The sequence below is a fragment of the Peribacillus frigoritolerans genome, from assembly GCF_001636405.1.
GTDB classification, from domain to species: domain Bacteria; phylum Bacillota; class Bacilli; order Bacillales; family DSM-1321; genus Peribacillus; species Peribacillus frigoritolerans.
In genome coordinates, this window is sequence record NZ_KV440950.1 from 4,736,963 (window position 1) to 4,751,233 (window position 14,271).

Here is a 14,271-nt window from a genome sequence, read left to right on the forward strand (position 1 = left end):
TTTTTCCGATTCATGATATATTAATATAGCACTTTAGTACGTGAAAGCGTTCAATAATAGAAGAAACTTTAAGTTTTACTGATAGACTATTTTATTAAAATTGTGAAAGAAAGGCATGAATATAATGGAGAAGACTCATCAAGATCTAAAAAAGGGCCTATTGCCGAGGCATGTCCAGTTCATTGCTTTAGCCGGAATGATAGGAACGGGGATTTTTAAGGGGAGTTCCGATACATTAAATATGGCAGGCCCAAGTGTTGTGATAGCCTATTTAATAGGGGGGCTATTGTTATTCATTGTAATGGCCGCACTAGGGGAGATGGCAACCGCTTTTCCTAATATGAACGTCCAACATCTCATTAATAAAGCTTTTGGGTTTCAACTATCATTCATTGTCGGGTGGCTCTATTGGTTCAATTGGATTATCGTAATCATTGTAGAAATAGTCGCAGCCGGCAGTTTTCTACAATATTGGTTTCCTACAGTACCATTATGGCTATTAAGCATACTTTGCGCTTCAGTTATAATAGGAATTAATTTGTTTCAAGTAAAATACTATGGAGAACTCGAATTTTGGTTCGCAGGAATTAAAATAATAACCTTAATTGCTTTTATTATTTTAGGAGCTTTGATCATGCTAGGACTTTTTCCTAGTTCGGCTTCATTTTCTAATTACACGGAACATGGTGGTTTTTTCCCCAAAGGAATTGACGGAATGTTAAGTGCACTTTTAGTGGTCATGTTTTCATACGGGGGTGCAGAATTAATTGGTGTAGCCGTCACGGAAACAAAAGATAGTCAGCGAGTCATACCAAAAATCATAAAAGGAACAGTATGGCGGGTGATTCTTTTCTATGTCTTGCCGATACTTATCATTTGCGGAGTAATACCTTGGAACCATGTAAGCAATGAAGTAAGTCCTTTCGTTCAGGTTTTCAGCTTATCGGGACTTCCCGGAGCCGCCGATATCATGAATTTCGTTCTTTTAACCGCTGTCTTATCAGCTGCAAATTCTGGCATATACGCTACCTCAAGGACACTGTTCACTCTTTCCCAGAACGGGGAAGCGCCCAAGGCATTTTTAAAAACAACGAAAAAGGGTATTCCGCTTAATGGTATATTTTTAACTACATTATGCATATTGGCTGGTGTGTTTTTATCCTATTTGTATCCCGACCTGATTTTAAGCTACCTTATGGCCATTCCTGGATTCACGGTTTTATTATTGTGGATCAGTATTTGTTCCGCGCAATTGAAACTGCGTAAGCAATACAATGGCAAACCAGGATTCCGGGTAAAATGGTACCCATATACAACTATATTAGCCATCACGGCTTTAAGCATTATCTTTTTGGCATTTCTCTTTAATAAGCAAAACTTCATCGGGACTACAGTATGTCTTGTCACGTTAGTGATATTCATCCTTCTCTCATTTATTGTCAAACAAAAAAAATAGAAATTTTATCCCCCCTGTATTTTATTAGGGATTTCAGACTGAAAGCAAACTCGATGAAAGTCGGGTTTGCCTTCAGTCTTTTTAGTGTCAGTACAGATTGGATGTCGATTTCCACTCAAGAAACTCGCTTACCGCGGGCGGTCCGGAAGTCCCTCGGCGCCTTTGCGCCTGCAGGGTCTCCCTTGTACTCGCTTTTCCCGCGAAAGGCTCGAACACCCGCTCCAATCAACTGGGATGTTGTTTTAAAACTATAGACCACCTGGCGTTTAGTTTAAATTTGTCTATAGTCTGAAGGTTGCATCAATAGATATGGTCTCACCCCTAACCATGATTTCAAAACAAACTTGAGTTACCCTTTGAGGATGCCTTTGGATTGAAGAAATTTGCGACACCCCCGCCGCCGAATAACTGGCTAGCCGAGACCCCGCAGGCGCTTGCGCCAAGGAGGCTTGGCAGACAGTCGGCGGAAAGGGAGCGGATTTCTGAAATCGACTGCAATTTTTTCAAAGAAAAACTGAGAGTTGGCCTCATCCCGAAGCATGTTTAAGATTAGTTTATCCTTCATGCTTTTTCCTGTAATCCTTATTGGATTGAAGAAATTTGCGACACTCCTGCCGAATAACTGGCTAGCCGAGACCCCGCAGGCGCTTGCACCGAGGAGGCTTGGCAGACAGTCGGCGGAAAGGGGGCGGATTTCTGAAATCGACTGCAATTTTTTCAAAGAAAAACTGAGAGTTGGCCTCATCCCGAAGCATGTTTAAGATTAGTTTATCCTTCATGCTTTTTCCTGTAATCCTTATTGGATTGAAGAAATTTGCGACACTCCTGCCGAATAACTGGCTAGCCGAGACCCCGCAGGCGCTTGCACCGAGGAGGCTTGGCAGACAGTCGGCGGAAAGGGAGCGGATTTCTGAAATCGACTGCAATTTTTTCTAAAGAATAAAAGGGAAACAAATTTGGATTTAAAATACTCCTTATACCCATTTTCAACATACATATGTTAAAATGACCAATGAACCAATCATCCTACAAATTAGAGGTGTATATCTTGACCATATCCAAAACAAATCGCTTATCACTTGTGGAGCAGGTGGTTTCCCAAATCGAATCGTTAATCGAATCAGGTGAATGGAAAATAGGAAATCAAATTCCCCCTGAAATGGATTTGATCCAACAGTTCGATGTAAGCAGAAATACATTAAGGGAAGCTGTACGATCACTTGTTTACGCAGGGCTTTTAGTAACGAAACAAGGAAAGGGGACATTCGTAAGGTCATCAAGTGCCCTGGGGGCAGCATTTGAAAGAAGGATCCAGCAGTCAAGTATATTAGAAACGTTAGAGGTCCGTCATGCCCTTGAAAGAGAAGGAGCTCAGTTGGCGGCATTAAGACGTAATCAAGAAGATATAGAACAATTGCGGTTTCATATATCAGCCTGCTGTAGAGCTGCCGAAGCAAAGGATATCAAGGCCTACGAAGAAGCGGATATACAGTTACATAAATCGATTATGGTTTCATCACATAATGATTTATTGATTGATTTGTACGAACATATGGAACACTCCCTGCATGAATCCATCCATCAGATAGTGGAGATGAGTTCTGATGTGAACTTTCATTTGAACATTCATTGCAAACTTGTGGATGCCATCATCGAACAAGATGTGAACCGGGCAATCGAAACAGTGAATGAATACATTGCACAATTCAAAAAATCTTTAGAGTAAGTAAGGAGGAGATTATGGGCATTCATCAAGCGGCAAATCAACTAGAACAAAGAAAAGTGGATATTAAACCAAGATTAGGACTGCTCATCATCGGAATCATTCTTCTTGGGGCAAATCTGAGGGCTCCCTTAACATCGGTTGGACCCCTTGTCACTTCGATCCGTGATAACTTGGGGATTTCCAATACATTATCAGGTTCATTAACGACATTGCCTTTGCTTTCCTTCGCTTTATTATCACCGTTTGCACCTAGGATAGCACGGCGTTTTGGAATGGAGCTTACACTTTTCCTTTCCTTGGTATTATTAACGATCGGAATTGGGATACGCTCAGTTGGCGGAGTGCCGACATTGTTCATAGGGACCATTTTAATCGGGTTAGCCATTGCAATAGGCAATGTTTTGTTACCCAGTCTGATTAAACATAACTTTGCCAGGAACATCGGTTTGATGACAGGAACCTATGCTGTTTCCATGAATTTATGCGGCGCAATAGGTTCTGGGATCAGCATTCCCCTTGCTTCTTCATCCGGATTGGGATGGGCTGGTGCCCTTGGATGTTGGGGGATTTTATCACTTATTACAGTTTTCTTATGGATGCCGCAATTAAGACGGCCATTCAACTCAGGTAAGGATGTACAAACGGCGCAAAAGGATAAAAAGATTAACTTATGGCGTTCTGGTTTAGCCTGGCAGATTACATTCTTCATGGGTTTGCAATCGTTTATTTTCTATACAGTAATTACCTGGATGCCTGAAATCCTGGAGCAAAAAGGCCTGAATGCTGATGAAGCTGGCTGGATGCTTTCCATCATGCAGCTTGCAGTCATTCCCATAACATTCCTTGTGCCAATTTTAGCTGGACGCTTACAAAGTCAGCGTCTGTTAGTGGTCCCGCCTGTCATCTTCCTTATATCAGGGATATTCGGAATATTATCCGGAAGCACGCTCTTCATCCCAGTATGCATGATATTGATTGGGATTGGAGTCGGAACCATATTCAGTTTATCGATGATGTTCTTTAGTCTTCGAACACAAAGCACGCATGAAGCGACGGAATTATCAGGAATGGCACAATCATTCGGGTACCTTTTAGCTGCCATTGGACCGGTATTATTCGGATTGCTTCATGACATTACACACAGCTGGACTCTTCCCTTACTGATGTTGGCCGCTATATCGGCACTTATTTTCATTGTTGGAATGCGTGCAGGAAATAATGAATATGTAACGACTCAATAAAGCCAGTAAAGGTATAAAAGGTTCTAAACGGCAATGGCCCCGGTATTGTACCGGGGCCATTTACATACCAGCCACTGATAGCGGTACGACATGTTCCCATTCCGTGATTTTAATTTTCGAATAAGTAGAGAGTGGTCTTTGGTTTAAAGTCTTTGGTTTAAATAGAGAAGGAATATATGGCGTTCTCGCTTCGGTCATTTCGCGGCTCCCTTATCTTTAGTAAAAATTATCAACCTCAAACTCTGTCAGATAAGAAAGTTTCACCTTCTCCATTTGGAGAAAAAGAAATGTCCTAGGCTTAGAAGAGGTAAGTTTATTTGCTGCATATTACGGATCATTATCATTAGGGTAAAGTACAAAGTGATTCCGATAACTCATTTACATTCTTTGACCCTCGCTCAATATCCGAATGATGTGCATGCGAAAAAGCCATTGCTTAATGTTGAGCAATGGCCTTTGTGTATTTCCTTAATACGAGATAAAACTGAATATTCCGAAAAAGTAGTCCGATGTGAACCGTACGCCTTTTTACCTTCAACTATATTGAATTGAAAAAAAATTACTTTCCACTCTTCCTATTTTAAGCATACTTCTTACTTTCCTCATCTTTAAAAAAGCTCTTCATTGCATGGAAAACATCAGCCTTTTGCTTAAGGATATAGTACCTGAATTTTTCATTATCGATGTTCTTATAAGCTGTCATCAATGTCGAATGGCGATTGTATTGATTGACTTCCCCGTATCCGAACATATTGGAAACCTTCATGAGTTCTTCAACAAGCTTAACGCATCTGACGTTATCGGATGTTAGGTTATCACCATCGGAAAAGTGAAACGGATAGATATTAAACTTCGCAGGGTCATATTTATGATCAATAAGTTCTAATGCTTTTCGGTATACGGACGAACAAATCGTACCGCCGCTTTCCCCTTTTGAAAAGAAATCCTCTTCCGGAACGACTTTCGCTTCTGTATGATGGGCAATGAACTCGATTTCCACGGTCTCATATTTTGTCCGCAAGAAACGGTTCATCCAAAAGAAAAAGCTTCGAGCCATATATTTTTCCCATAACCCCATACTTCCGGAAGTATCCATCATTGCCAGTACAACTGCTTTGGAATCAGGTTTCTGAACCTCATTCCAGGTTTTGAATTTAAAGTCTTCCTTATAAATAGGGTGAAAACCGGGGTGCCCCCTTAAGGCGTTCCGTTTGAAAGCGGATATCATCGTTTTCTTTTTATCGATATTTCCCATTAGGCCTGTCTTGCGGATGTCGTTGAATTCAATATGTTCAAGAGTGTGCTCCGCATGTTCTTTCTTCTGAAGATTAGGGAGTTCCAGTTGACTGAACAAGGCCTCCTCCAATTCCATCATCGACACTTCGGCTTCATAATAATCCTCGCCGGCCTTGTCACCTGCACCTTGGCCCTTACCGGCTCCGGCATCGGACGGTGAGCCATCCCTTGCGACTACATCCCCCACTTTACTGTCTCCATCGCCTTGCCCTACATGTTTGTTCTTATCATAGTTATAACGAATTTTGTATTCATCCAAGGAGCGAATGGGGATCTTGATGACATCCCGGCCATTGGACATTACGATGCTTTCTTCTGAAATTAGATCAGGCAAATTATTCTTGATCGCTTCCTGCACCTTTTCCTGATGGCGTTGTTGATCATCATAGCCTTTCCGATGGAGGGTCCAATTTTCCTGTGAGATTACATACTGTTGATTACTCTCTTCCGACATTCTCTTCCCCCCTTAAAAATGTTTGCACGCTTTTCATCATTCCTTCATATAATAAGTTAGTGTGGGAATGCCCACATCATTCCGGTTTTCCATTGAAAAATACAGTGCGAAAAAACGGATGAAAAGAAAAGTATTACTCTATCTTATGCAGCGACGCAGGATAATTTACAACAAAATTAATAATGGATGTTTGCCCATGAACTAGACAAGTCCTGACAGGGGCGTTAAAGCCCTTTAAGGTTATTTCTAAATAAGGAATATAACAAAACGAACAGACCTGATGATTTTCAGGTCTGTTCGTTTTTTCATTCATCGGTAATAGGATCGCTTTAAGCCAGAAGTAATGGAGCAGCAAAAGACTCCCAGGACATTTTAAAAAAAGCAATGGAACACAACAAAAAGGATGTCCCAGCAGTTTTTCTGGACACCCCTTTTACACAGATAGAATGATTCTGGTTGTGGTATTCGTCAACCCTTCTCTTCCTCTATTTCATGTTGAACTGTACCTGGGCGTTTATCCCACTCTTTCAATTCTTCATTCGTCCTTTGATTTTCCATCTGCTTTCCAAGTTCTTTCATCTCTTCATAATCCTTAGCCATGGAGCTATTTTCCGGTACATGTTCTTTTTTCAGTTCCTCTTTGCTCATTTGCCATCACCTCTACTTATAGATACCCAATATTACCAAATCCGAAACGTAACATATCTAATGGAAATATGGGGTATAGATAAAACATTATGAGCAAATGTAAGGAGGTGCAAGATCTATGCAAACAACTACCCTTTATGTAAAGGAAGCAACGTCAGAAGGCCCTATTTTAAATCTGGAGTCCATACTTTTGAAAACGGAAGGTGTGGAACGTGCGATCATCGATGTTGATGATGGGGAAATTAAAATTGACCATAGCGAAGAAAAACTATCACCGAATCAACTTATTACACTTATTGAACAGTATGGCTTGAATGTAACTAAATAGAAATCAATAGCACCGGGTTTCCTTCATTCAGAAGGGACTGGTGCTTTGTTGGGTTATAATCTCCCATGCCTACTATAATCACCGTTATAAAAAGATTCATGATTTCAATAGAAATCCTGGATTTCCTCTAATCCACCTTTCATTCATCCAACCTTCCGTAAACGGTAATAAACCCCTGCCCGATCGGGGGCAGGAGCAAAAAATTATGGATTACCGATTTAACAAGCTGCCCACATAGCGCAGCAAATCATTGGCTGAAGTCGAATTATATCCGTGCTCGTCTATAAGTCTCGTGATGACCTCGTTCACTTTCTTCAGTTGCCTTTCGTCTGGTGTCTTCGTTGAAGTGGTGATCTTAACGACATCCTTCAAATCAGCGAATAGTTTTTTCTGGATCGCTTCCCGTAAACGATCATGGGAATTATAATCAAATCGCTTCCCTTTACGGGCATATGCTGAAATTCGAATTAATATTTCTTCGCGGAATGCTTTTTTTGCATTCTCGGAAATTCCAATTTGCTCTTCTATCGAGCGCATCAATTTTTCATCTGGGTTGATTTCTTCTCCAGTCAATGGATCGCGCAGCCTTGATTTATTGCAGTATGCTTCGACATTATCCAGATAATTATCCATGAGGATTTTCGCCGACTCTTCATATGAATATACAAAAGCTTTTTGCACTTCATTTTTTGCAATGGCATCGTATTCTTTACGTGCCAGTGAAATGAAATTTAAATACCGCTCCCGGAGTTCGTTCGTAATGGACGGATGCTGGTCAAGACCTGCTTTTAATGACATAAGTACATCCAATGCATTAATGGACGGATTCTCCTTACGTATTATCGTAGAGGAAATCCGGTTAATTACGTAACGCGGGTCGATTCCGCTCATGCCTTCGTCCTGATATTCTTTTTTCAATTCATTGATGTCTGCGGAATTAAATCCTTCAACATTTTCCCCATCATAAAGCCTCATCTTTTTCACTAAATCGATATCGCCCTTTTTGGGATCTTTCAGGCGGGTCATGATGCTGAAGATTGCCGCCACCCTTAATGTATGCGGGGCTATATGAACATCCGAGACATCACTTTCACGAATCATTTTTTCATAAATCTTCTCTTCCTCGGTAACCTTCAAGTTATATGGAATAGGCATGACAATGATACGGGAATGCAATGCTTCATTTTTCTTGTTGGAAATGAACGCTTTATACTCCGTTTCATTCGTATGAGCCACAATGAGTTCATCTGCACTGATCAATGCAAAACGGCCAGCTTTAAAATTCCCCTCTTGTGTCAATGATAGCAAATGCCATAAGAATTTCTCATCACATTTCAGCATCTCCTGGAACTCCATCATCCCGCGGTTCGCCTTGTTCAGCTCGCCATCAAAGCGATAGGCACGCGGATCTGATTCAGAACCGTATTCGGCAATGGTCGAAAAATCGATGCTTCCCGTCAAATCAGCAATATCCTGTGACTTAGGATCAGAAGGACTGAATGTTCCAATTCCAACACGCTTATCCTCCGAAAGGAAAATACGTTCGACCATAACATCTTCAATCCTGCTTCCATACTCCTGTTCTAACCTCATTACATTCAGCGGCGAAAGATTTCCTTCAATCCTGATGCCATATTCTTCAAAGAAATCATCCCGTAAATACTGCGGAATGAGATGCAGTGGATCTTCATGCATCGGGCATCCTTTTATTGCATAAATCGCACCAGAGTCTTTTAACGAATAATTTTCAAGTCCACGCTTCAGTAAAGAAACGAGTGTGGACTTCCCACCTGACACCGGACCCATGAGAAGCAATATCCGCTTACGGACATCCAGCCGCTTTGCTGCCGGATGGAAATATTCCTCGATGAGCCTTTCCAGTGAATCTTCAAGGCCAAATAACTGACCGCTGAAAAAATTGTATTTCTTTGTCCCATTTACTTCTTCTATCCCTGCATCTCTGATCATGTTGTATACACGTGAATGAGCAGATTGAGCAACTAAAGGCGTTTCTTTCAATATTTCTAAGTACTCTGCGAAGGTGCCTTCCCACTTCAGCTTCTGTTCATCTTCTCTAAATTTTTCGATTTTCTTTAAAATATCCATTAAGGAACCTCCCCCTGTCACTTTCAGAGAATACTTAAATCTATGCTCCAAGTCTGACAAACATGTCAGACTTTAAAAAGTGGACGGGCATTGTTTCGAATCCCGCTTGACTCTCCATGTATCGAAAAGGGCTTAATCATTGAGAATTGATGACAAATATGCTGACAAGAAAATTTGTGTGCACTCCTGCTAAAAATTAGGGTATACTAAGCCTATACTTAAGTGGGACAATATGGGTAAAGGGAGGTCACAACATGGGCACAGTTATTATCGTTGGAGTTGCTGTAACATTTTTAGCCGCTATCTTCACTGCCGGGTATGACGATAAACCAGGTGTGAAATAAAAAATAACAGCCTTTTCTAAAACTCCAAAAAAAGGGACAGCAAATAAAATTTGCCGTCCCTTTTTTGAATCCTCATCTATATATAAATATAGAAGCACTTTCGAAGTCATTCACGAATGGCTTATTGAGCATGCCAATCGAATAGGCTTCATCATTATACAGCGTTCTTTTTATCAGTTTGAGCTGAAACGTTGTTCTCCATCGATCTCAAGTCTTCATTCACTTTTTGTCCTTGTTCCAAATATTCCGTTTGGAAACCACTTTTTATTGCCCAACTATAAAACATTAGTGATAAACATGTAATGATGACCATATCCAAACCAAATGGGATTATGTTTAGTCCACCAAACTTTTCACTGCCTAAGTATGAAATGGTCATCATACAGAGTAAGTAAACAACCATCCAAAGCCCTGCTGAAAAGTTTTGGCGGAATCCCTTCCATTTTATTTTTGATTGATAATAGAAATAAACGGGAAGACCAGCCATAATGATAAATAATACTTGACCTGTAAGCGGCCATCTTGCCCAATATAGAACCAAAGAAGCAAAGACAAAGCCCAGTGGTGCAATGATGCTTAATCCTTTTAAACGTAATGGTCTGTACAAGTTCTGACCTGTGCGTCTTAATGTCATAACAGTAACTGGACCTGTAATATAAGAGACTAAAGTCGCAACTGAAATAACCTCTGCCAATACGCCCCAGCCTCTAAACATGAATAAAAATAAGAAAGATACGCCTAGATTAAAAAACATGGCTTGACGCGGGATTCCATAAAGAGGATGCAGTTTTCCAAACACACTTGGTAAATATTTATTCTTTTCCATTCCATAGAGCATTCGTGACGTTGTCGCCGTGTATGTTATTCCTGTCCCCGAAGGAGAAATAAAAGCATCTACGTATAGTAAAATAACCAACCAGTTTATGCCTAAAACAATTGCTAAGTCAGCAAACGGTGAATTGAAATTCAAATGTTGCCATCCATTCACAATCATGGACGGGTCAACGGCTCCAATAAACGCAACCTGTAATAGAACGTAGATGACCGTTGCAATTAAAATGGAGCCAATTACTGCAATTGGGATCGAACGTCCAGGATTCTTTGCCTCACCTGCCATGTTAATTGGACTTTGAAAACCGTTAAATGCAAAGATGATACCAGAAGTTGCTACAGCAGTAAGTACACTTGCCCAACCATTAGGAGCGATACTTCCTGCAGATGTAAAATTGGATGCATGAAACCCGGCAAATAAAAGTGAGCCAATCGTAAGTCCAGGAATAATAACCTTAAAGACTGTAATGAATGAATTAGCTTTCGAAAACAAACTGACTGTCCAGTAATTTAATAAAAAGTAGACGATCAGCAATACAGAGGCAATTGCCAAGCCTCCTCCAGTAAGACTTCCATTTTCTACTAAACCATGTGTCCACTGTGCCCATTCCCATGGCCATGAGCTCATATATTGAACAGAAGCAATCGCTTCAACTGGAATTACGGAAACGATTGCAATCCAGTTTGCCCAGCCTGCAATAAACCCTAAAAAAGAACCATGAGAGTACTGCGTGTATTTTACCATACCCCCAGCTTCAGGAAACATAGACCCTAATTCACTGTAAGATAGTGCGATAAATAAAATAACAACCATCCCGATAATCCAAGAGATAATGGCAGCGGGTCCTGCAATCTGTGCCGCTCTCCAAGCTCCGAATAACCAACCTGAGCCAATAATTGACCCGAGTCCCACCATCATTAACGAAAATGTTCCCATCTTTCGCTGCATATTATTCATACATTTTTCACCATGCTTTCCAAAATTATTCTTTACGTTTAAAAGTAACTGGATTAATGATTCGTGTAGGGCGCCCAATTACATCTTAAAGTAGTTGCTGCATTTACATCACCTCTTGTAAAAGTTTGAAAATTGATGAGGAAACCTTAAGGATGTCCCCTTATTGCTTCTATTAATTACACCGGAACCAAATTTTTCTGCATTTCAGAAAATGCTTAAATCCCATTCTTGTGCCATTTGTTTCAATAACAAACTACCTGCTACGCTATTCCCATATTCATCGATGGCTGGTCCATAAATACCAATGCCACATCCATCTTGAAAAGGCATTCCGCTTCTGGCACTTGGAGGAACTAGTGCCATAATCCCGCCAGATACTCCACTTTTAGCCGGCACCCCAATAAAAGCCGCAAATTTCCCCGAAGCATTGTACATACCGCAAGTAAGCATTAATGCTTTGGCCAGCTTAGCCAATTTTTTAGGGATTACTTGTTCTTTACGAACGGGATGGTAACCATCTTGAGCAAGAATCAGTCCTAACAGGGCTATGTCTTCTGTGGTCACTTCTATGGAACATTGCATGAGGTAAACCTCTAAAGCTTCCTCTACTTCCGATTCCAAATAATTCGTCTCTTTCAAATAGTGAGCCAAAGCTCTATTTCTATGAGAGGTTAACCACTCAGATTGATACACTTCCTCATTGATTGTCGGGCGCTTCCCTAACAAATTTTCAAATAGCTCATAGAGAAATTCCAATTTATTTTGTGAAGAATCCCCTGGGAGAAGCGAAGCTACTGTAATCGCCCCGGCATTTATCATAGGATTGAACGGCTTTCCCGGCTTATGCATTTCTAAACGAATAATTGAATTGAAAGCATCCCCAGTTGGTTCCACATCGACCCTCTCTAACACATAAGAAATGCCGCGACCCAAACATGCGGCTATAAAGCTAAGCACTTTTGAAATACTTTGCAGCGTGAAAGGAACTTCCCAATCCCCTGACTTGATCATTGTTCCACCCGGCTCCAGTATGGTAATGCCCAATTGCGATAAATGTGCATTTCTCAATGCCGGTATATAATTAGCGGTTTGTCCTTCAATAGCAAAGGATCTGTAATATGCTACCCATTCATCTAAGTCGGATTTTCTTTGACTATTAACGTGAATGTCATACTCTTTTGACAATTCTTCAATCACATTCTTCCACCTCTTCAGTTGTTGTATCATTATATTTTCAATATGAGCGTTTTACCGAATGCCATTACTAGATTCGATGAAAAAATAATGAATATTCTAAAAATTGTTAAGCGCTTTCAAAAATTTCTTTCTGCTTAATTTTAAATTGGGAACTACATAATCATACAAAAACCTACAAAATCTAAAAAATAAAAATCCACTAAAAAAAACGTGATCATCTCACATGTCCCGTTACCATTTTTTGTGGATAGAAAAACAATTTGATTTTGCCATAATTGATTATAATCCGTTCTATTCAGGAAAAAGTAAGCGTTGTATTGAAGCCGATGAAACTGTATACTGATTTTTTAAACAAATTAGGAGGTGACGACTTGTATCTCAGTACGTTAATGAAAAAAGAGGTCTATGTCCTTGCTTTGATGTTGTTAACTGTGCCATTAGCAGGCGAATTGAGTTTTTATCCTTTCAATGAAACGTTTCGGGTAAGTTTTGGTGTGCCTGCATTTTTCTTCTTTTTACTATTATTACAAAAAACGCCTGCCATATTTTCGGGCATCCTGACAGGAACAATGGTTGTGATATTTCGCATTCTAATCGACTTTTTCATGCAGGATAATTTCTCCTGGATTTCCGCATTTCACGCTCATTATCCTAGTTTTTTCTTTTATTTTACCTATTCCGTTCTATTCTATTTTGCGAAAATCAACCGCTTTCAAAGCCGAACTTTGATTATTGGATTTATTGGTCTCATTATCGAAATATTGTCCGACTCCGTAGAATTAATCTTTCAATATATTGTGTTGGAAACAACGATTACGTTTGGTTCACTAAATGAGATGATCGTGATCGCATTCGGCCACAGTTTTATCGTTTTGAGCTTTTTTAATATGATGAAACTTTATGAAGCACAATCAAGGGAGAGGCAAATCAGAAAACAAAATGAACATATGCTGATGCTCATTTCCAATTTATACGAGGAAACGATTCATTTAAAAAAAACATTAAAAAATGCTGAGAATATTACAAAGAAATCATATGATTTGTATCGCGAATTAAAAGCATTGGAAAAAAGGGAAAAGCAACTTCATGATCTTACAGAGCCATATAGTCAAAAAGCATTACGCATCGCGGGTGAAATGCATGAAGTCAAGAAAGATAATCAACGGATTTTTGCTGGTCTCTCCAAATTGATCTCCAATGAGAGTTTTAAAGATTATATGAATGCTGCTGAACTTTTTTATTTAATTATCCGAATTAATGAAAAATACGCCTTATCATTAGGAAAGGACATTCAATTTGAATACTCATTGGAAGGAAAAAACGATTCACCTTATCATGTATATACCGTGTTATCTCTTTTCAATAATTTAGTCGCCAATGCAGTGGAAGCAATTAAAGAAAAGGGAATCGTCCGTTTAAGTTTGTTTGAAATTAGTGACAATGTAGAATTTAAAGTTGCTGATACCGGACCTGGAATTCCTCAAAAATATCAGACTGTCATATTCAAACCTGGTTTTACATCAAAGTATGATCAGTTCGGGACACCTTCAACAGGGATTGGACTCTCATATGTTAAAGAAGTCGTGAAAGAACTGGGAGGGGATATCCTATTTGAGAATAGTTTTAATGGCGCTGTTTTTTCAATAAAGTTACCAATCCAGAAGTTGATCCAGAAAGGGTGATTCC

The 14,271-nt window shown here is 39.9% G+C and carries 12 protein-coding genes; 6 read left to right on the plus strand and 6 right to left on the minus strand.

Annotated features, from left to right (window positions below; genetic code table 11):
• The first annotated feature begins 124 nt into the window (after positions 1 to 124).
• From A6755_RS22330 to A6755_RS22345, 4 genes are all read left to right on the plus strand, one after another.
• Positions 125 to 1,456 (plus strand): amino acid permease, encoded by a 1,332-nt coding sequence (locus tag A6755_RS22330; protein WP_063591998.1) that lies wholly within the window; start codon positions 125 to 127, stop codon positions 1,454 to 1,456.
• A gap of 373 nt (positions 1,457 to 1,829) precedes the next feature.
• The gene (locus A6755_RS27300; protein WP_174878760.1) at positions 1,830 to 2,003 is read left to right on the plus strand and encodes a hypothetical protein; all 174 of its coding nucleotides are present in this window, start codon (positions 1,830 to 1,832) and stop codon (positions 2,001 to 2,003) included.
• Positions 2,004 to 2,504: 501 nt separating this feature from the next.
• A complete protein-coding gene (locus A6755_RS22340; RefSeq protein WP_063592000.1) occupies positions 2,505 to 3,182 on the plus strand; it encodes a FadR/GntR family transcriptional regulator in 678 nt (225 codons plus the stop codon).
• 14 nt (positions 3,183 to 3,196) lie between these two features.
• Positions 3,197 to 4,423, plus strand: a complete 1,227-nt coding sequence (locus A6755_RS22345) for a CynX/NimT family MFS transporter (RefSeq protein WP_034315150.1) — start codon at positions 3,197 to 3,199, stop codon at positions 4,421 to 4,423.
• A gap of 60 nt (positions 4,424 to 4,483) precedes the next feature.
• Here A6755_RS22345 and A6755_RS27305 read toward each other — a convergent pair whose 3' ends face one another.
• The 3 genes from A6755_RS27305 to A6755_RS22355 all read right to left on the minus strand — a co-directional run bounded on the left by A6755_RS27305 (position 4,484) and on the right by A6755_RS22355 (position 6,821).
• A complete protein-coding gene (locus A6755_RS27305; protein ID WP_174878761.1) occupies positions 4,484 to 4,621 on the minus strand; it encodes a hypothetical protein in 138 nt (45 codons plus the stop codon).
• Positions 4,622 to 5,003: 382 nt separating this feature from the next.
• The gene (gene yhbH, locus A6755_RS22350) at positions 5,004 to 6,173 is read right to left on the minus strand and encodes a sporulation protein YhbH (protein WP_063592001.1); all 1,170 of its coding nucleotides are present in this window, start codon (positions 6,171 to 6,173) and stop codon (positions 5,004 to 5,006) included.
• A gap of 468 nt (positions 6,174 to 6,641) precedes the next feature.
• Positions 6,642 to 6,821 (minus strand): hypothetical protein, encoded by a 180-nt coding sequence (locus A6755_RS22355; protein ID WP_063592002.1) that lies wholly within the window; start codon positions 6,819 to 6,821, stop codon positions 6,642 to 6,644.
• 118 nt (positions 6,822 to 6,939) lie between these two features.
• Between A6755_RS22355 and A6755_RS22360 the strand changes: the two genes are divergently transcribed.
• A complete protein-coding gene (locus A6755_RS22360; RefSeq protein ID WP_034315156.1) occupies positions 6,940 to 7,149 on the plus strand; it encodes a metal ABC transporter ATPase in 210 nt (69 codons plus the stop codon).
• 210 nt (positions 7,150 to 7,359) lie between these two features.
• On the opposite strand, the gene A6755_RS22365 is transcribed toward A6755_RS22360, so the two are convergent.
• From A6755_RS22365 to A6755_RS22375, 3 genes are all read right to left on the minus strand, one after another.
• Positions 7,360 to 9,255, minus strand: a complete 1,896-nt coding sequence (locus A6755_RS22365; RefSeq protein WP_034315159.1) for a PrkA family serine protein kinase — start codon at positions 9,253 to 9,255, stop codon at positions 7,360 to 7,362.
• A 498-nt stretch (positions 9,256 to 9,753) separates the two neighbouring features.
• Positions 9,754 to 11,388 carry a glutamate/serine transporter AimA gene (aimA, locus tag A6755_RS22370; RefSeq protein ID WP_034315161.1) on the minus strand — a complete coding sequence of 545 codons (1,635 nt, stop codon included), beginning with the start codon at positions 11,386 to 11,388 and terminating at the stop codon, positions 9,754 to 9,756.
• 204 nt (positions 11,389 to 11,592) lie between these two features.
• Positions 11,593 to 12,582: a glutaminase gene (locus tag A6755_RS22375; protein ID WP_223255834.1), complete on the minus strand. Its 990-nt coding sequence runs from the start codon at positions 12,580 to 12,582 to the stop codon at positions 11,593 to 11,595.
• Positions 12,583 to 13,004: 422 nt separating this feature from the next.
• Between A6755_RS22375 and A6755_RS22380 the strand changes: the two genes are divergently transcribed.
• Positions 13,005 to 14,267, plus strand: a complete 1,263-nt coding sequence (locus A6755_RS22380; protein WP_034315597.1) for a sensor histidine kinase — start codon at positions 13,005 to 13,007, stop codon at positions 14,265 to 14,267.
• Positions 14,268 to 14,271 lie beyond the last annotated feature (4 nt).